This is a genomic window from Streptomyces sp. NPDC005576, from assembly GCF_042871745.1.
GTDB lineage: Bacteria > Actinomycetota > Actinomycetes > Streptomycetales > Streptomycetaceae > Streptomyces.
The window spans coordinates 252383-270014 of sequence record NZ_JBIAJC010000002.1 but is presented as its reverse complement, the minus strand read 5'-3'; the positions used below and the strand labels follow the sequence as shown (position 1 = coordinate 270014).

Below are 17632 nucleotides of genomic sequence, written 5' to 3'. Positions count from 1 at the left end.
TCCGTCCCCGTCCGGGACGAACAATGCCGGTCGCGGGGCTAGCCACTTTCCGTACGGGCATGCTTACCATGTGTGACCCCCACCGGTGGGGCTCGCGGCGACACGGCATCATGGATCGCGATAGCGTCGCCCCGACCGAGAACCGACGACCGACCGAGCGGTTGCGGACATGTTCCGGAACCTCGAACGAGTTTGTGCCACTTTGGAGGTGAGGGTGTCCCAGATCGCAGGCGAACCCGGGAACCAGGACTTCGTGGAGGTCCGGCTGCCCGCTGCGGGTGCCTACCTGTCGGTGCTGCGTACGGCCACGGCCGGCCTCGCGGCGCGCTTGGACTTCACTCTCGACGAGATCGAGGACCTCCGCATCGCGGTCGACGAGGCCTGCGCGATCCTGCTCCAGCAGGCCGTGCCGGGATCCGTCCTCAGTTGCGTGTTCCGGCTCGTGGACGACTCCCTCGAAGTGACCGTGTCGGCCCCGACCACGGACGGCCGGGCACCCGAACGCGACACCTTCGCGTGGACGGTGCTCGCCGCGCTGGCGGGCAAGGTCGAGTCCACGGTCGCCGACGACCGGACGGTCAGCATCAGCCTCCACAAACAACGCGGCGCGGGACCCGGGCCGGCGTGAGCGACGGGAACGGGGAAGGTGCTGTGCGGGACGATTCGATCCGATCGGGGGCGGCGCACCCTACCGCCGTCCCCGAGCAGCAGGCCCGGCCGCACCCGGAGGACGGGGCGGACGGGACGGACGGGCCCACGGGGCTCACGGTCGCGGCGGAGCAGGCGGAGCGGGCGGGCCAGATGAGCGAGCACGGGCATCACGATCCCAACGACCGCAGCGGTGCGCGGGCGCTCTTCATAGTGCTCCGGGAACTGCCGGACGGGTCGCCGGAGAAGGCCGAGCTGCGCAACCGGCTGGTCCGGATGCATCTGCCGCTGGTGGAGCATCTGGCCCGCAGGTTCCGCAACCGGGGCGAGCCGCTGGACGACCTCACGCAGGTCGCCACGATCGGTCTGATCAAGTCGGTGGACCGGTTCGATCCGGACCGCGGCGTGGAGTTCTCCACCTATGCGACCCCGACCGTCGTAGGAGAGATCAAGCGGCACTTCCGCGACAAGGGCTGGGCGGTGCGGGTGCCGCGCCGCCTTCAGGAGCTGCGGCTCTCGCTGACCACGGCGACCGCCGAGCTCTCCCAGCAGCACGGCCGCTCGCCGACCGTGCACGAGCTGGCGGAGCGGCTCGGCATCTCCGAGGAGGAGGTGCTGGAGGGGCTGGAATCGGCCAATGCCTACAGCACCCTCTCGCTGGACGTGCCGGACACCGACGACGAGTCGCCGGCCGTGGCGGACACCCTCGGCTCGGAGGACGAGGCGCTGGAGGGCGTCGAGTACCGCGAGTCCCTGAAGCCGCTGCTGGAGGGGCTGCCGCCGCGCGAGAAGCGCATTCTGCTGCTGCGCTTCTTCGGCAACATGACCCAGTCGCAGATCGCGCAGGAGGTGGGCATCTCGCAGATGCACGTTTCCCGGCTGCTGGCCCGCACGCTGGCCCAGCTGCGCGAGCGGCTCCTCGTGGAGGAGTGAGGAGTGAAGCGCTCGGAGGCCCCCGTTCCCGGCTGATGCCGGGGGCGGGGGCCTTCGCCCTGCCGGGAGCCGCCCGGAACGCGCCGCGCTACCGGTCGTCGGAGGCCGGGCGGGGACCCCGCCCGATGCCCAGCTCCCGTGTGGTCGCCGGGTTGAAGAGCAGGACCAGCGCGGTGATCACGACGGCGGCGAGCACGATCCCGGTGGGGATCAGCGCGCCCTGGGACTTCAGCAGCGTGTAGGCGACGGGCGCCCCCATGATCTGCGTGATGACCGTGGGGCCCCGGCCCCAGGCCCGGCGCAGCAGCAGACCCCGGACACCGGCGAGCGGGATGAGGCCGAGCGCGATCAGGGTGACTCCGCCCGTCACTGCCTGCTGGGGGCTCTGCGGGTGGCCGAGCAGCCCCATCACCAGCATGTAGATCCCGCCGACGACGAGGGCCGCCCCTTCGAGGGCGGTGAGCGCGGCGAGGGCCTCGATACGCCCCGGCTTCCCGGTCCGCTTCCCGGACGCGGACGACGGCACGGACGAGTCCGCGGACGACGACGCGGGCGACGGGGAGGGCGTGTTCGCTTGAGTACTCACGCGAGCCAGGTTGGCATCCCCGGGGCCGGAAAGCGAAGCCGGGGGCCGGTGCGCCGCAACCCGGCACACCCGGTCACCGCGCGTGATCGCACTACAGAACGTCACGGAGCGTAAGAGTGCGGGGGAGTGACTGCGGGCCGGTACCGTCCGGTAGGTAGGCTGGCAGTCATGCGCGCTCTCCTCGTGGTCAACCCCGCCGCCACCACCACCAGTGCGCGCGTGCGCGACGTGCTCATCCACGCACTGGCGAGTGAGATGAAGATCGAGGCCGTGACCACGGAGTACCGGGGCCACGCCCGGGACCTGGGACGCCGGGCCGCGGACTCCGGCGCCTTCGACCTGGTGGTCGCCCTCGGGGGTGACGGCACGGTGAACGAGGTCGTCAACGGCCTGCTGCACCGGGGGCCCGACGACGGACTGCCGAGTCTCGCCGTGGTCCCCGGCGGCTCCACCAACGTCTTCGCGCGGGCGCTGGGACTGCCCAACGACCCGGTGGAGGCGACCGGCGCGATCCTTCAGGCGCTGGCGGAGGAGAGTTCACGGACGGTGGGACTGGGGCGGGCGTTCGGCACGCCGGGCTCCGCCGACGAGGCGGTACCCGAACGTTGGTTCACTTTCTGTGCGGGCCTCGGCTTCGACGCCGGCGTGATCGGTCGGGTCGAACAGAAGCGCGAGGGCGGCAAGCGTTCGACCCACGCCCTCTACGTGCGCCAGGTGCTGCGCCAGTTCGTCGACGAGCCGCACCGCCGCCAGGGCGTGATCACCCTGGAGGTGCCCGGCCAGGAGCCGGTGCACGAGCTGGCGCTCTCCATAATCTGCAACACCGCCCCCTGGACCTACCTGGGCAATCGCCCGATGTACGCCTCCCCGAAGGCGTCCTTCGACACCGCCCTGGACATCCTCGGCCTCAAGCGGCTCTCCACCGCGCAGGTGGCCCGCTACGGCACCCAGCTGCTCACTTCCAGCCCCGACAAGGGCCCACGCGGCAAGCACGTGGTTTCACGGCATGACCTCACGGACTTCACCTTGCATTCAAAGGCCCCACTCCCCTTCCAGATGGACGGCGACCACTTGGGACTGCGAACGAGCGTGACGTTCACAGGCGTACGCCGTGCACTGCGTGTGATTGTGTGAGTGGAAGGACCCAAAGTCCTTTAACTCGAACGTTTGGGCTGGTTCCCACCCCTAAGAAGTACGGCTGTGACGGAGCCGACACCGAGGAATCAAAAAAAACTTTCCAGAAGGGGTTGTATCCGCCGCCGAGGTTTGCGAATCTCTACATGGCGATCGGGACGGCCCGCAGCATCGGCCTCCACTGAGAGCAAGAACCCCTCCCCACCGTGCGGACGCGACCAGTTCATCTGGGCGTAGGCCCTTCACCTGCGGGGGGATTCGTGAAAGCGTTCACATTCACAAGCAACAAGCATGTAACCAAGGAGAGGTAGCAGCCATGGACTGGCGTCACAACGCCGTTTGTCGTGAGGAAGACCCCGAGCTGTTCTTCCCCATCGGCAACACCGGTCCTGCGCTGCTGCAGATCGAGGAAGCCAAGGCCGTCTGCCGTCGCTGCCCCGTCATGGAGCAGTGCCTGCAGTGGGCGCTCGAGTCCGGTCAGGACTCGGGTGTCTGGGGTGGCCTCAGCGAGGACGAGCGCCGCGCCATGAAGCGCCGCGCCGCTCGCAACCGGGCGCGCAACGCCAGCGCCTGATTCGACGCCCCCGCGACAAGCCCCAGCCCGGCGGCGCGTACGCAGCGTACGCACAGCCCCGCCTTCGAGTCGCAGCGCGCAGTACCCCGAAGCGCAGAAGAACCTGCTTGAGGTGAGAGGCCCGGACCGTTACAACGGTCCGGGCCTCTCGCTGTGCCGTTACGCCCACCGCCCCCGCCTCCGCCTCCCGGTTGCCGGAGGCGGGGCCGCACCGACGGGGCCGGACCGACGGGGTACTACCGGTCGGCGCTGACCGGGAGGTCGAGCAGCACCTGGGTGCCGCGCTCCGGGGCGGGGACCATGTCGAAGCTGCCGCCCAGTTCGCCCTCGACCAGCGTCCGTACGATCTGGAGTCCGAGGTTGCCCGCCTTGCGGGGGTCGAAGCCCTCGGGGAGACCGCATCCGTCGTCCTGCACGGTGATGAGCAGTCGGCCGTCCCGGGAGGAGCCGCCCCGCACCGCGGAGACCTCGACCGTGCCGCTGTCGCCCTCGCTGAACGCGTGTTCCAGGGCGTTCTGCACCACTTCGGTGAGCACCATCGACAGCGGTGTGGCCACATCCGCGTCCAGGATGCCGAAGCGTCCGGTGCGCCGGCAGGTGACCTTGCCGGGCGAGATCTCGGCGACCATGGAGATGACCCGGTCGGCGATCTCGTCGAACTCGACGCGCTCGTCCAGGTTCTGGGACAACGTCTCATGGACGATGGCGATCGAGCCGACCCGCCGCACCGCCTCGTTGAGGGCCTCGCGCCCCCGTGCGGAGTCCATCCGTCGCGCCTGGAGGCGCAACAGGGCGGCCACCGTCTGGAGGTTGTTCTTGACCCGGTGGTGGATCTCCCGGATCGTCGCGTCCTTGGTTATCAACTCGCGTTCACGGCGGCGCAGTTCCGTGACGTCCCGGAGCAGCACCAGCGAACCGATCCGGACCCCCTTGGGCTTGAGCGGGATCGCCCGGAACTGGATCACGCCGCTGGCGCACTCCACCTCGAACTCGCGGGGCGCGTAGCCGCTCGCCACCTTGGCGAGGGCCTCGTCCACCGGTCCACGGGACGGGGCGAGTTCGGCGGTGGTGTGGCCGAGGTGGAGACCGACGATGTCGGAGGCGAGACCGAGCCGGTGGTAGGCGGAGAGGCCGTTGGGGCTGGCGTACTGCACGATCCCGTCGGCGTCGAGCCGGATGAGCCCGTCACCGACGCGCGGGGACGCGTCCATGTCGACCTGCTGGCCGGGGAAGGGGAAGGCCCCGGCGGCGATCATCTGGGCGAGGTCGGCGGCGGACTGGAGGTAGGTGAGTTCCAGCCGGGAAGGGGTCCGCACGGTCAGCAAGTTGGTGTTGCGCGCGATGACGCCGAGGATGCGGCCTTCGCGGCGGACCGGGATGGACTCGACCCGTACCGGCACCTCCTCCCGCCACTCCGGGTCGCCCTCGCGCACGATCCGGCCCTCGTCCAGGGCGGCGTCCAGCAGCGGGCGGCGACCGCGCGGCACCAGATGGCCGACCATGTCGTCCTGGTAGGAGGTCGGGCCCGTGTTGGGGCGCATCTGCGCGACGGAGACGTACCGGGTCCCGTCCCGGGTGGGAACCCAGAGGACGAGGTCGGCGAAGGACAGGTCGGAGAGCAGCTGCCACTCCGAGACCAGCAGGTGGAGCCATTCGAGATCGGTGTCGCTCAGGGCTGTGTGCTGGCGGACGAGGTCGTTCATGGAGGGCACATGTGCGAGCGTACCCGTGGATACCGAGAGGTTCCGAACCGAGCGGGGACCCCGTGCACAGAACGGCACCGCACCGCGAGCATCGGCACCGCACCGCGAGCATCGGTACCGCACCGCGAGCACGGCTACCGCGCGTCAGCAGAATCGATACCGCAGACGCATGGACACCGACAAATGGTCTAGTCCACAATACGGGAACAAGAACCTCCGCCCTCCCCGCACAGGAGGACGGACCGAGGCACCCGCGCTCTCTGCCCTGACCGCGCCGGCGCCTCGTACGGCCGGAGGCACCGCACACCGCCGGCCGAGCAGCTCCGGGCTGCGGTGCCGGGTGGGCCGAGGGTCCCTCCCGGTACCGCGGCCCGCGGGTCGTCGGCCGCCCCGCGTCCCGCGCGCACGACCGGCCCCGCGCCCGCACGGCGCGGCCCCGGAGGCATCCCCCGCACTTCCCCTCCCCCGAGGTCACCTCTCCGGACTCCGGCCCCGCCCGGCCGCGAGGACTTCCGCCCGGGTCGCGCGCCTTCCGCATCCGCGGACAATTGACTCAAGTCACCCCCGGTCGCGCCGCTTCTCGCGAACCGGCCCCGAGACGGTGATCAAAAGCGGAAGGCACCTGTCCCGGAAGCGGGTAACTCTGTTAAATTTGGACCGGATTGGTCTATACCACATACGTCGTCATTGATCAGATCGGCAGGCACAGCGTGGAAGTTGTCATCGTCCCGGACGCAGCGGCAGGCGGCGAACTCATCGCGGAGGCCATGGGCGCGCTGCTCAAGCGCAAGCCCTACGCCCTGCTCGGCGTCGCCACCGGCTCGACCCCGCTGCCCATCTACCGGTCGCTGGCCGAAAAGGTGCGCTCCGGCGCGGTGGACGCCTCGCGCGCCCGGATCTGCCAGCTGGACGAGTACGTCGGCCTCCCCGCCGGGCACCCGGAGTCCTACCGCTCGGTCGTGCTGCGCGAGGTCGTGGAGCCCCTCGGCCTGACCGAGTCCTCCTTCATGGGCCCGGACGGCTCCGCCGAGGACGTCCAGGCCGCCTGCGAGGCGTACGACAGGGCGCTGACCGAGGCCGGCGGCGTCGACCTCCAGCTGCTCGGCATCGGCACGGATGGGCACATCGGCTTCAACGAGCCCTGCTCCTCGCTCGCCTCGCGCACCCGTATCAAGACGCTGACCGAGCAGACCCGGGTGGACAACGCCCGTTTCTTCGACGACGACATCGACCAGGTGCCGCACCACGTCATCACCCAGGGCATCGGCACCATCCTGGAGTCGCGCCACGCGATCCTGCTGGCCACCGGCGAGGGCAAGGCCGACGCGGTCGCGCAGACCGTCGAGGGGCCGGTCGCCTCGGTGGTGCCCGCCTCCGCGCTCCAGCTGCACCCGCGCGCGACGATCGTGGTGGACGAGGCCGCCGCCTCCAAGCTGAAGCTCGCCGACTACTTCCGGCACACCTTCGCCTCCAAGCCCTCCTGGCAGGGCCTGTAGGCCCCGGCGGCCCCCGCGGAGCCAACGGGCAGACATGAAGGAGGGGCCGGTCACCTGGTGACCGGCCCCTCCTTCATGTCTGCGCGGGTCGCGCGCGGCGTCACGCCCCGGTGAGGGCCTCCGCCGCGGCGAGGCCGCAGACGCGGGCGGCACCGTGCGTCTCCACGTACAGCGCGCCCCTCGGCGCGGAGTACGGCAGGCCCATCTCCACGACGACCGTGTCGGGGCGCCGGGCGAGCAGGGCGTCGACCGCCGCGGCCATCCACGGGTGCCGGTGGGCGTCGCGGACGACCGCGACGACGCGCCGCTCCCCCGCGGCCCCGAGGACCTCCGCCACCGGGTCCGTGCTGTCGCTCCCGCAGGTCGCGCCGGTGGTGCCGGGCAGCAGGCGCGTCAGCTCGGCGGCCACCCCCCAGGGGGTCTCGTCGCCGACGGCGATGTTGGCGACCGGGGTGAAGGCCGCGACGTGGACCGGAGCGTCCAGCCGGGGGCCGTCACCGGTCACCCGCACCGCGCGGCGGGCCGCGACGAGACCGATGTTCGTGTCGTACCCGGCGGGCACGTAGGTCGCGGTGCCGGGCGCGATCCCCTCCTGCACTGCCGCGCCCGGCTCCGGGACCGCCCCCCTCGCACCGCGCGTCCAGGACGCGAGTGCCCGTACACGTGCGGCGGCGTCGGCCAGCCGCTCCTCGGCCAGCTCCCCGCCGCGCACAGCGGCGACCAGCGCGTCGCGCAACCGCTCCACCGTGGCGTCGTCCTCCAGCCCGCCACCGACGCACAGGGCGTCGGCGCCGGCGGCGATCGCGAGGACCGAGCCGCGCTCGATGCCGTACGTCGCGGCGATGGCCTGCATCTCCACCGCGTCGGTGACGATGAGTCCCTCGTACCCGAGTTCGCCGCGGAGCAGACCGGTGAGGATCTGCGGGCTGAGCGTCGCGGGCCGGTCGGGGTCGAGCGCGGGGAGCAGGATGTGCGCGCTCATCACCGATTTCGATCCCGCGGCGATGGCGGCCTTGAACGGCACCAGTTCACGGGCGTGCAGGGTCTCCAGATCGACGTCGATCCGGGGCAGCGCGTGGTGCGAGTCGACGGCGGTGTCGCCGTGGCCGGGGAAGTGCTTGGTGCAGGCGGCGACCCCGGCGGCCTGGATGCCCTCGACGTAGGCGGCGGTGTGCCGGGCCACCAGGGCGGGATCGGCCCCGAAGGAGCGTACGCCGATGACCGGGTTGTCCGGGTTGGAGTTGACGTCGGCGGAGGGCGCCCAGTTGAGGTTGACGCCGCACTCGATGAGCCGGCGGCCCAGTTCGTGGGCGACGGCCCGGGTCAGCGCCGTGTCGTCCACGGAGCCGAGGGCGTGGTTGCCGGGGAAGGACGAGCCGCCGCGCACCTCCAGGCGGGTGACGTCGCCACCCTCCTCGTCGATGGCGACCAGCACGTCCTCGCGCTCGGCCCGCAGCTGGGCGGTGAGCGCGGCGAGTTGTTCGGGCGCGACGATGTTCCGGCCGAACAGGCCGACGGAGGTCAGGCCTTCGCCGACGCGGCGCAGCAGCCAGTCGGGCGCGGCGGTGCCGGTGAAACCGGGCTGGAGGACGGCGAGCGCGTCGCGGGTGATGGTGTCGGTGGGGGAAGCAAGAGTGGTCATGGGAGCCGCACTATCCCTTCACTGCGCCGTCGGTCAGACCGCTCACGGCCTTGCGCTGCAGGAAGACGAAGAGGACGAGGATCGGGACCGCGAAGACGGAGGAGGCCGCCATGGTGGCGCCCCAGTCGTCGCCGAACTGGGTCTGGAACTGCGACAGCCACAGCGGCAGGGTCTGCGCTTCCGCCTGCTTGTTCAGGACCAGGACGAGCGGGAACTCGTTCCAGGCGGTGATGAAGCCGAACAGCGAGGTGGACATCAGACCGGGCGCGAGCAGCGGCAGGATCACCTTGCGGAACGCCTGCGGCCGGGTACAGCCGTCCACCATCGCGGACTCCTCCAGCTCCCTCGGCACGGAGGCGACGAAGCCCCGCAGGGTCAGGAGCGTGAAGGGCAGGATCATGACCATGTAGAACAGGGTCAGCGGTATCAGGCTGTTGAGCATGTCCGCGTCGCGCACGATGAAGTAGATCGCGATGACCATGACTTCCCAGGGCGCCATCTGGGCGACCATGAAGCCGATGATGAACCCCTTGCGTCCCCTGAAGCGCATCCGGGCCAGGGCGAACGAGCCGGCCAGCGCGAGGACGAGGGAGAGGGCCACGGCGACGACGGTGACGGTGAGGGAGTTCCGGACCATGGTCCAGAAGTTGTCGGCGGCGAGCGCGGTCCTGAAGTGGTCGAGCGTGACGTGGGTCGGGAACCACACCGGGTCGTCCGAGACGATGTCCGGCGTCGGCTTAAAGGCCGTCGCGAACATCCAGTACACGGGGAAGACGAAGCCGACGACCATGACGAGGGCCGTGGCGTTGGGCCAGATACGGCCGAAACGTGACGAAGCCGAGCGCTTCACAGCTCGTCCTCCTCTTGCTTGAGAACGATCCGGAGGTAGGAGGAGGTCAGCAGGAGCAGGATCACGATGGTGAGCAGCGCGATGGCCGAGCCCATGCCGTAGTGCTGGTTGCCGACGCCCTCGATGTAGGCGTACACGGGCAGGATCTCGGTGAGCCGGTCCGGGCCGCCCTCGTTGATCGCGAAGACCTGGGCGAACGCCTTGAAGACCCAGATGACTTCGAGGAACGTGGTCGCGAAGAGGAAGGGCCGCAGGAACGGCATGGTGACCGAGGTGAAGCCCTTCCAGGCGCCCGCGCCGTCGAGCGAGGCTGCCTCGTAGAGCTCCTTGGGGATCGTCGTGGTGGCGGCGTACAGGTTGATCGCCACGAACGGGATCGACTGCCACACGATGAGCACCGTGATGACGAAGAAGGTGGAGAACTGGCCGCCGGTCCAGTTGTAGTCGGCCATCGAGTGGAAGCCGACCTTGTCCAGCACCCAGTTGACGACACCGAACCGCGAGGCGAAGAGCCACTGGTAGACGGTGGTCGCCGCGATGACGGGCATGGCCCAGGCGAGAACCAGGCCGATGAGCAGCGTGACCCGCATGCGCTTGCCGAGTTTGGCGAGCAGCAGACCGGTCAGCGTGCCGAGGATCATGATCAGGACGACGTTGGTGCCCGCGAAGACGATCGACCGGCCGGTGACGTGCCAGAAGTCCGCGTTGCCGAGGATCTCCTTGTAGTTGTCGACGCCGTTCCACTCGGAGAGGTGCTGGATCAGCTGCCTCATGTTGAGGTTCTGGAACGACAGCAGGGTGTTCTTCACCAGCGGCCAGCCGAGGAACACCAGGGTCACGGCCACCGGAGGGGCCAGCAGCAGATAGGGAGCCAGCTGCGTGTATCTGCTGCGGCCACCGGACGCGGCCGGTGTGCGGTCGGCCCGCTTCGTAACCTCCGCCGGACCGGAGGGCGGCCGTTCGGTCTGCACGGTCATGCTCGCCATCTCTTCCTTGGCACCATGGGACACAACTGGCTGCCGGGTGCGGACTCCTCGGAGGAGTCCGCACCCGGCAGCTCGGCCTTACTGCTGCTGTGCGAGGCGCTTGTTGAACTCCGCCTCGACCTGCTTGGCGGCCTCTTCGTTCGACTTGCCGTTCAGGACCGCGGTCATGAAGGTCTTGATCGGGTTGGGCGCGTTCTCGACGGCGGCCCACTCCGGGATCAGCGGCGTGGTGCCACCGAGCTTGGCGGCCGGCGCGGCGGCCTCGGCGACGGCGTTGCCCGTGAGGTTGCTGTTCAGCGACTCCTTGTTCGGGATGACGCCGTTGAGCTTGGCGAGCTGGCCCTCGAACTGGTCGGAGAGCGCGAGCTTCAGGAACTCCTTGGCGAGATCCTTCTTCTTGCTGCCCTCGGCGACGGCGAGGTTGGAGCCGCCGAGGAAGACGCCCTCGGGCTTGTCGGCGGTCTCACCCGGGATGGTGAAGTAGCCGATCTCCTTCTCGATGGCCGGGTTGGCGGCGATGGCCGTGCCGGCCTCCCAGCCCATGCCGATGAAGGCGCCGGTCTTGCCCTTGGCGAAGACGTCGGCCTGCTGCGGGGTGGCCTCGTCCTTGTCCTTGGGGGCCTTGGAGTACGCCTGGTACTTCTTGTAGAGGTCCATCGCCGCGCCGATCTTCGGGTCGGCGAGGTTGGAGACCCACTTGTCCCCGTCCTTCTTCACGAGGTCCACGCCCTGACCGATGGTGAGGCCGTCGAAGAAGTACCAGTTCTGGCCGGGCAGGTAGAGGGGTTCGGCCTTGCCCTTCGCCTTGATCTTGTCCAGGTCCGCGAAGAACTCGGTGCGGGTCTTCGGCGCCTCGGTGATCCCGGCGTCCGCGAAGACGGACTTGTTGTAGATGACCACGCGGTTGGCGAAGTACCACGGGGCGGCGTACTGCGTGCCGTCCACGACCGACGCCTTGTTGAGGCTCTCGGCCCAGTCGGTACCGATCGCGGACTTCACGTCGCCGAGGTCGGCGAGGCCGCCCGACTTCGCGTAGGCGGCGGTCTGGGTGTTGCCGATCTCGAAGACGTCCGGGGGGTTCTCCTCGGAGAGGGCGGTCGTCAGCTTCTGCTGGATACCGTCCCACTTCTGGACCTCGAACTTGACCGTGGCGCCGGTCTTCTTCTCGAAGGCCGCGCTCAGGTCCTTCTGCCACTGGTCGGGCGTCGAGCCGTCCATGGCCCAGACGGTCAGCGTCTGGCCCTTGTAGCTGTCGGGGCCCGCCGGCTTCGCGGCGGTGTCCTTGTCGCTGTCGTCCGAACCACATGCTGCGATCGAGATCATCATGCCCGCGACGCCAATGGCCGCGATGAGCTTGCGCTTCACGCCAAACCCTCCTCAGGGATGCTGCAACCCCGCCCACCGCGAAGACATTCGACGAGTACTGCTGGGGCTGGACCTGGTCTTAAATGGTTTAGACCAGCAACGGGAGCTTGGCCTAGACCTTTAGGGGTGTCAAGGGTGTATAAGAAGTGCACTCGCGTCCGTTATAGGACCGACACCTAGAGGCTTTTGATCGAGAGAGCCCACACCTGGATCGCCCATGGGACGGCGGGCCCACGACACGACCCGAAGGGGAGGGCGACGCCCCTTCGGCCGGACCGTGCCACCATGTGAGCCGCGAAGTACGGAGGAGCCGGTGACGGCAGCACAGCAGTCGGGGAGAGGGACCATGAACGCCGGTGAGGTCAGTCCCGCGGGTGGGACCGGGGCGGGAGCGCGCACCGCGCGCGTGCCCAAGTACTACCGGCTCAAGCGACATCTCCTCGACATGACGGACACCATGCCGCCCGGCACTCCGGTACCGCCGGAGCGCACCCTCGCGGCCGAGTTCGACACCTCCCGCACCACGGTGCGCCAGGCGCTGCAGGAGCTGGTCGTCGAGGGACGGCTCGAACGCATCCAGGGCAAGGGCACCTTCGTCGCCAAGCCGAAGGTCTCCCAGACGCTCCAACTGACTTCGTACACCGAGGACATGCGGGCGCAGGGCCTCGAACCCGCCTCCCAGCTGCTGGACATCGGGTACGTGACGGCGGACCAGGCGCTGGCCGGGCTGCTGGACATCACGACCGGTGGACGCGTGCTGCGCATCGAGCGGCTGCGGCTCGCCAGCGGGGAGCCGATGGCGATCGAGACCACGCACCTTTCGGCCAAGCGCTTTCCGGCGCTGCGCCGTTCGCTGGTGAAGTACACCTCGCTCTACACGGCGCTGGCAGAGGTCTACGACGTCCGGCTCGCGGAGGCCGAGGAGACGATCGAGACCTCCCTCGCCACTCCGCGCGAGGCCGGGCTGCTCGGCACCGACGTGGGCCTTCCCATGCTGATGCTCTCCCGGCACTCCCTCGACGGACAGGGCGAACCGGTGGAGTGGGTGCGCTCGGTCTACCGGGGCGACCGGTACAAGTTCGTGGCGCGGCTCAAGCGGCCGATGGACTAGGCGGTGTCCGGCGGATCACGGTCGGGCAGGGCGCGGCGACCCCGGCCGTGATCCACCGGACGCCACCTGAGCGGGCCGCCCCCTCACCCGTACGCGCCACGGCATCGAACCCGTAGCGATCATTTCCAGCCAAGCATGAACCACATCCGTTCTCTCTCCGTGCCGTTGACGGAATAAGTCCCGTCGCCGGGAAGTCATACGGCCGGTGCGCCCGGCCGGGGCACCGGCCGGGCCTGCCGGCGGTCAGCGAGGAACGGAGTCAGACCATGTCAGAAGTGCCAGAGCCCACCCCACCCCCGACGGTGACACCGGCCCGGGTGGTCATCGCGATATGCCTCGCCGCTCCGTTCGTGGCGCTGCTCTGGGTCGGCTCGTACGCCAAGGTCGACCCGGCCTTCATCGGTATCCCGTTCTTCTACTGGTACCAGATGCTCTGGGTGATCATCTCGACCGGGCTGACGATGCTCGCGTACACGCTGTGGAAGCGTGACCAGCGCTCCCGCAAGGGGGGTGTCTCCGCATGAAGGACGGCGTGAACGGTGTGGCGCTCGGCGTCTTCATCTTCTTCTTCCTGGCGGTCACCGTCGTCGGGTTCATGGCCGCCCGCTGGCGGCGCGCGGACAACGAGCAGACCCTGGACGAATGGGGCCTGGGCGGACGGTCGTTCGGAACCTGGGTGACCTGGTTCCTGCTCGGCGGCGACCTCTACACCGCGTACACCTTCGTCGCCGTCCCGGCGGCGATCTACGGGGCGGGGGCCGCGGGCTTCTTCGCGGTTCCGTACACGATCCTGGTGTACCCGCTGATCTTCACCTTCCTGCCGCGGCTCTGGTCCGTCTCGCACAAGCACGGGTACGTCACCACCTCCGACTTCGTCCGGGGCCGCTTCGGCTCACGGGGTCTGTCGCTGGCGGTCGCGCTCACCGGCATCCTCGCCACGATGCCGTACATCGCCCTGCAACTCGTCGGCATCCAGGCCGTGCTGGACGTCATGGGGGTCGGCGGCGGCGAGAACACCAACTGGTTCCTCAAGGACCTGCCGCTGCTGATCGCCTTCGCGGTGCTCGCCGCGTACACCTACTCCTCGGGCCTGCGCGCACCCGCGCTGATCGCGTTCGTCAAGGACGGGCTGATCTACCTGGTCATCGCGGTGGCGATCATCTACATCCCGATCAAGCTGGGTGGCTTCGACGACATCTTCGCCGGGGCGGGCGCCAAGTTCTCCGCCGCCAACGAGGCGGCCGGCAAACCGGTCGCCGGGATCGTGCCCGGGGTCTCCGGCCAATGGGGTTACGCCACGCTGGCGTTGGGCTCGGCGCTGGCGCTGTTCATGTATCCGCACTCGATCACGGCGACGCTCTCCAGCCGCAGCCGTGAGGTGATCCGCCGCAACACCACGATCCTGCCGCTGTACTCGCTGATGCTCGGCCTGCTGGCCCTGCTCGGCTTCATGGCCATCGCGGCCGGCGTCAAGGTGGCCAACGGCCAGCTGGCCATCCCGCAGCTCTTCGAGAACATGTTCCCCAGCTGGTTCGCCGGGGTCGCCTTCGCCGCGATCGGGATCGGGGCACTGGTACCGGCGGCCATCATGTCCATCGCCGCCGCGAACCTCTTCACCCGCAACATCTACAAGGAGTTCATCAAACCGGACGCGACGCCCGCCCAGGAGACGAAGGTCTCGAAGCTGGTCTCGCTCCTGGTGAAGGTCGGCGCGCTGGTCTTCGTGCTCACCATGGACAAGACCGTGGCCATCAACTTCCAGCTGCTGGGCGGCATCTGGATCCTGCAGACCATGCCGTCGCTGGTCGGCGGGCTCTTCACCCGGTGGTTCCACCGCTGGGCGCTCATCGCGGGCTGGGCGGTCGGCATGCTGTACGGCACCCTCGCCGCGTACGGCGTGGCCTCCCCGACCCAGAAGCACTTCGGCGGGTCGTCCAGGGAGATCCCGGGCATCGGCGAGATCGGCTACATCGGCCTCACCGCGTTCGTGCTGAACGTCGTGGTGGTGGTCGTGGTGACCTTCGTCCTCAACGCGCTCAAGGCGCCCCAGGGCATCGACGAGACCTCGCCGGAGGACTACACGGCGGACGTCGGAGACGCGGGCGTGCAGGCGAAGCTGCCGCCGGCCACCGTGGGGGCACCGGGGGGCCACTGACCCGGTCCGGCCATGCTGAGCCCCTGGACGAACCGTCCGCCGGGCCGTCGCGTCCTCCCCCAGCGGGAGGGTGGCGGCCCGGCGGCGTTCCCGCCCCGGGGCCGGACCGCCGCCGGACCCGGTAGGGAAGGATGTGCTCATGACATATCGCGTACGGCTGCGCGGCCTGTGGCCCGCCCTGCTGGTCCTCACCCTCGTCGGCTGCGGCACCGAGCACGTCGGAACCGGGAGCCGAGCCCCGGAGGACGTACCGGACTCCGCCGAGCTGGAGGCGCGGGCGACGGCACTCCAGACCCGGACCGACCGTGTGTACGTCACCGAGGTGGCGGGATACACCCTCGCCACGCAGTCGGTGGGCGTCCTCGGCGACGACGGCTTCGGCAGCTCCTACACGGACAGGAACGGCCACGTGATCCAGCTCGGCGTCGAGCGCGCCGACCACTCCCCCGCGGACTGCGGCAAGAAGCCGCCGACCGACGGGGCGGCCGACTACACCGTCTGCGAGCGCGAGGGCGAGAGCTGGTACAGGGCGACCGCCCTCGGTCACGCCTACGCCCGTGCCGAGGGGGACCTCGTGGTGACGGTCAGCGCCGCACTCCCCGGCGTGGACCGCGCCACCCTGCGTACGGCCGCCGACGCGGCCCACCTGGCAGACGACGCGGAGCTCGACACGATCCTCCCGCCACTCGGCGGGGCGCCCGGATCGCAGCCCGTCGAGCGCGGCGACCTCCCGCCGGAGGGCGACGGAGCCCCGGACAACGGGGTGGGCGCGAGCGGTTGAGCTGCCCCCCGGCCCCACACCCGGCGTGAAACCCGGCCCGTGGAGCGCGCAGAATACGGCCATGGATCTGACGATCAGAGAGGCCGAGCCCGAGGAGTACGACCTCCTCGGCGAGATCACGGCCCGGGCGTACCTCGGTGACGGGCTGCTGCCCGGAGCGGACGACCCCTATGCGGCCAGACTGCGGGACGTGCCCGGCCGGGCCGCCGTCGCGGAGGTGCTGGTGGCCGTGGACGACACCGGCACCGTGCTCGGCGGGGTCACCTACGCACCGCCCGGCAGCCCCATGTGCGACGTCGCGGCGGCGGACGAGGCCGAGTTCCGCATGCTGGCGGTGGACGTGGCCGGCCGCGGCCGGGGAGCCGGAGAGGCGCTCGTACGGGCATGCGTGGCGCGCGCCCGGGCCACCGCCGGGGTCACCGGGCTCGCCCTCTCCACCCAGACCGCCATGGTCGGGGCGCACCGGATCTACCACCGGCTCGGATTCGCCCGCACTCCGGAGCGCGACTGGGCCCCTGTTCCGGGCCTGACGCTGCTCACCTACCGGCTGGACCTGGGCGACGACACGGGCGACGGCCCGGGCGGCGACCGAGGAACCACGGCCTGGGGCTGAACCGCGCCCCCGCCCAGGATCGCGGCCCCCGCCCGGGATCGCGCCCCCCGCCCGGGATCTCAACCGCGGCCGGACGCTCCCTGCGCCTCGTCCGCCGCCATCCATTCCTCGACCTGCTCCGGAGTCGCCCCGGGGTCGGCGAGCAGGATCTCTATCCCCGCGTCGGAGCCGGCCGCCGTGCTGACCGCCGGACAGCGGCGGCACGCGTCCGGGCCCGCCTGGGCCCACCACTTGCACGAGGTGCGCAGATGGCAGCGGGGCACGGCCGTTCCCGTCGCCTCCGGCAGGATCCGCACCTTCTCGATCAGCGTGCAGTCGTTGCCGCTGCGGTGCAGACAGGCGCTCTCGCAGTGCGAGGCGAAGCGCAGCACCCGGGTGGGCTTCATCCCTTCCGGGATCAGCGGGAGGAGATCGGCGGCCGGGACCGGTTCGGCGAGGTACGTGACGCTGCCGTCGGGCCCGGACCGGACGCCGAGCACGACCGCCTCGGGGGCTTCGGCCATGCCGCTCGGGCACCAGAGCCGCTCGGTGCCCACCGGCCCGGCGGAGGTCTTCTCGACGTCCATCCGCAATCCTTCCCTCAGGGTCGGTTGGTCGGGGCTGTCAGTCGAGCTGGATGAACCCGACGGGGCCGGTGGTCACACAGGAGGCCGCGGAGGCGTCGGGGCGTGCTTCCTCCAGTGCGACGGCCTTGCGCAGGTGCTCCTGGAGCGCGGACGCCCCGGAAATGACCTGTGCGGGGGCCGCGGGGGCCGCGGATGCCGCCGGGGCGGCGGCGACGAGCAGGCCCGCGGCGATCAACGCGGTCGCTGCAGCGCGACGGTTGGGGTTCATCTCTCCCTCTCCTGGTGCATGGGTGACGAGCGCGATTGAGGCGTACTGTAGGGGCGCCGCGCACCAACCGGCAATGAGGCATGGAGAGTTGAACCCCGGGTTCCGCTCAGGGGCGGCCCGCGCCGCGCGCCCGCCACTCGCCCGGTACGGGTCGGCGCCGGTCCCGCACGAGTTCCTCCACCGGTGCGCCGAGCGGCCCGTCCCGCGCCCCCCGCCCCGCC

18 protein-coding genes are annotated in these 17632 nt (G+C 70.2%); 10 read left to right on the top strand and 8 right to left on the bottom strand.

Annotation, left to right across the window (positions count from 1 at the left end; all coding sequences use genetic code 11):
* Positions 1–214 precede the first annotated feature (214 nt).
* Positions 215–628, top strand: a complete 414-nt coding sequence (locus tag ACFYPN_RS04520; RefSeq protein ID WP_266708962.1) for an anti-sigma regulatory factor — start codon at positions 215–217, stop codon at positions 626–628.
* Positions 625–1581: an RNA polymerase sigma factor SigF gene (locus tag ACFYPN_RS04515; protein WP_389296655.1), complete on the top strand. Its 957-nt coding sequence runs from the start codon at positions 625–627 to the stop codon at positions 1579–1581. The genes ACFYPN_RS04520 and ACFYPN_RS04515 overlap by 4 nt, the downstream gene beginning before the upstream one ends.
* Positions 1582–1669: 88 nt before the next feature.
* Here the strand turns inward: ACFYPN_RS04515 and ACFYPN_RS04510 are convergent, their stop codons facing one another.
* The gene (locus tag ACFYPN_RS04510; RefSeq protein WP_358764469.1) at positions 1670–2167 is read right to left on the bottom strand and encodes a hypothetical protein; all 498 of its coding nucleotides are present in this window, start codon (positions 2165–2167) and stop codon (positions 1670–1672) included.
* Between the two features lie 168 nt (positions 2168–2335).
* On the opposite strand from ACFYPN_RS04510, the gene ACFYPN_RS04505 reads away from it, so the two are divergent.
* Positions 2336–3301 (top strand): diacylglycerol kinase family protein, encoded by a 966-nt coding sequence (locus ACFYPN_RS04505; protein WP_358764467.1) that lies wholly within the window; start codon positions 2336–2338, stop codon positions 3299–3301.
* 316 nt (positions 3302–3617) lie between these two features.
* On the top strand, positions 3618–3875 hold the full coding sequence (locus ACFYPN_RS04500; protein WP_003953983.1) for a WhiB family transcriptional regulator: 258 nt from the start codon (positions 3618–3620) through the stop codon (positions 3873–3875).
* A gap of 236 nt (positions 3876–4111) precedes the next feature.
* Here the strand turns inward: ACFYPN_RS04500 and ACFYPN_RS04495 are convergent, their stop codons facing one another.
* Positions 4112–5578 carry a PAS domain-containing sensor histidine kinase gene (locus ACFYPN_RS04495; protein ID WP_358766199.1) on the bottom strand — a complete coding sequence of 489 codons (1467 nt, stop codon included), beginning with the start codon at positions 5576–5578 and terminating at the stop codon, positions 4112–4114.
* A 710-nt stretch (positions 5579–6288) separates the two neighbouring features.
* Here ACFYPN_RS04495 and nagB point away from each other — a divergent pair.
* Positions 6289–7074: a glucosamine-6-phosphate deaminase gene (nagB, locus tag ACFYPN_RS04490; protein WP_358766201.1), complete on the top strand. Its 786-nt coding sequence runs from the start codon at positions 6289–6291 to the stop codon at positions 7072–7074.
* 100 nt (positions 7075–7174) lie between these two features.
* Here the strand turns inward: nagB and ACFYPN_RS04485 are convergent, their stop codons facing one another.
* From ACFYPN_RS04485 to ACFYPN_RS04470, 4 genes are all read right to left on the bottom strand, one after another.
* Positions 7175–8716, bottom strand: a complete 1542-nt coding sequence (locus tag ACFYPN_RS04485) for a glycoside hydrolase family 3 protein (protein ID WP_358766196.1) — start codon at positions 8714–8716, stop codon at positions 7175–7177.
* Positions 8717–8726: 10 nt separating this feature from the next.
* On the bottom strand, positions 8727–9506 hold the full coding sequence (locus ACFYPN_RS04480; RefSeq protein WP_389296946.1) for a carbohydrate ABC transporter permease: 780 nt from the start codon (positions 9504–9506) through the stop codon (positions 8727–8729).
* Positions 9507–9562: 56 nt separating this feature from the next.
* Positions 9563–10543 (bottom strand): carbohydrate ABC transporter permease, encoded by a 981-nt coding sequence (locus ACFYPN_RS04475; protein ID WP_389296654.1) that lies wholly within the window; start codon positions 10541–10543, stop codon positions 9563–9565.
* Between the two features lie 87 nt (positions 10544–10630).
* A complete protein-coding gene (locus ACFYPN_RS04470; RefSeq protein WP_358762273.1) occupies positions 10631–11917 on the bottom strand; it encodes an extracellular solute-binding protein in 1287 nt (428 codons plus the stop codon).
* A gap of 346 nt (positions 11918–12263) precedes the next feature.
* On the opposite strand from ACFYPN_RS04470, the gene ACFYPN_RS04465 reads away from it, so the two are divergent.
* The 5 genes from ACFYPN_RS04465 (at position 12264) to ACFYPN_RS04445 (ending at position 16577) form a co-directional block, all read left to right on the top strand.
* Positions 12264–13028, top strand: coding sequence for a GntR family transcriptional regulator (locus ACFYPN_RS04465; protein WP_358762271.1), 765 nt, complete (start codon positions 12264–12266; stop codon positions 13026–13028).
* Positions 13029–13294: 266 nt separating this feature from the next.
* Positions 13295–13552, top strand: a complete 258-nt coding sequence (locus ACFYPN_RS04460; protein ID WP_358762269.1) for a DUF3311 domain-containing protein — start codon at positions 13295–13297, stop codon at positions 13550–13552.
* Positions 13549–15183, top strand: a complete 1635-nt coding sequence (gene mctP, locus ACFYPN_RS04455) for a monocarboxylate uptake permease MctP (RefSeq protein ID WP_358762268.1) — start codon at positions 13549–13551, stop codon at positions 15181–15183. Before ACFYPN_RS04460 ends, mctP begins: the two co-directional genes overlap by 4 nt.
* Before the next feature lie 139 nt (positions 15184–15322).
* Entirely contained in the window at positions 15323–15964 is a 642-nt protein-coding gene (locus ACFYPN_RS04450) for a hypothetical protein (RefSeq protein ID WP_389296653.1), read from the top strand.
* A gap of 61 nt (positions 15965–16025) precedes the next feature.
* Entirely contained in the window at positions 16026–16577 is a 552-nt protein-coding gene (locus ACFYPN_RS04445) for a GNAT family N-acetyltransferase (protein ID WP_389296652.1), read from the top strand.
* A gap of 59 nt (positions 16578–16636) precedes the next feature.
* Here the strand turns inward: ACFYPN_RS04445 and ACFYPN_RS04440 are convergent, their stop codons facing one another.
* Complete coding sequence (locus ACFYPN_RS04440) at positions 16637–17143, bottom strand: hypothetical protein (RefSeq protein ID WP_358762262.1); 507 nt, start codon at positions 17141–17143, stop codon at positions 16637–16639.
* A 37-nt stretch (positions 17144–17180) separates the two neighbouring features.
* The gene (locus ACFYPN_RS04435; RefSeq protein WP_389296651.1) at positions 17181–17411 is read right to left on the bottom strand and encodes a hypothetical protein; all 231 of its coding nucleotides are present in this window, start codon (positions 17409–17411) and stop codon (positions 17181–17183) included.
* Between the last annotated feature and the right edge of the window lie 221 nt (positions 17412–17632).

Coding starts and splice junctions, on each gene's coding strand:
- ACFYPN_RS04505 (WP_358764467.1), top strand. CDS start 2,336: ATGCGCGCTCTCCTCGTGGTCAACCCCGCCGCCACCACCACCAGTGCG.
- ACFYPN_RS04500 (WP_003953983.1), top strand. CDS start 3,618: ATGGACTGGCGTCACAACGCCGTTTGTCGTGAGGAAGACCCCGAGCTG.
- ACFYPN_RS04495 (WP_358766199.1), bottom strand. CDS start 5,578: ATGAACGACCTCGTCCGCCAGCACACAGCCCTGAGCGACACCGATCTC.
- ACFYPN_RS04485 (WP_358766196.1), bottom strand. CDS start 8,716: ATGACCACTCTTGCTTCCCCCACCGACACCATCACCCGCGACGCGCTC.
- ACFYPN_RS04480 (WP_389296946.1), bottom strand. CDS start 9,506: ATGGTCGTCGGCTTCGTCTTCCCCGTGTACTGGATGTTCGCGACGGCC.
- ACFYPN_RS04475 (WP_389296654.1), bottom strand. CDS start 10,543: ATGACCGTGCAGACCGAACGGCCGCCCTCCGGTCCGGCGGAGGTTACG.
- ACFYPN_RS04465 (WP_358762271.1), top strand. CDS start 12,264: ATGAACGCCGGTGAGGTCAGTCCCGCGGGTGGGACCGGGGCGGGAGCG.
- ACFYPN_RS04460 (WP_358762269.1), top strand. CDS start 13,295: ATGTCAGAAGTGCCAGAGCCCACCCCACCCCCGACGGTGACACCGGCC.
- mctP (WP_358762268.1), top strand. CDS start 13,549: ATGAAGGACGGCGTGAACGGTGTGGCGCTCGGCGTCTTCATCTTCTTC.
- ACFYPN_RS04450 (WP_389296653.1), top strand. CDS start 15,323: ATGACATATCGCGTACGGCTGCGCGGCCTGTGGCCCGCCCTGCTGGTC.
- ACFYPN_RS04445 (WP_389296652.1), top strand. CDS start 16,026: ATGGATCTGACGATCAGAGAGGCCGAGCCCGAGGAGTACGACCTCCTC.
- ACFYPN_RS04440 (WP_358762262.1), bottom strand. CDS start 17,143: ATGGACGTCGAGAAGACCTCCGCCGGGCCGGTGGGCACCGAGCGGCTC.
- ACFYPN_RS04435 (WP_389296651.1), bottom strand. CDS start 17,411: ATGAACCCCAACCGTCGCGCTGCAGCGACCGCGTTGATCGCCGCGGGC.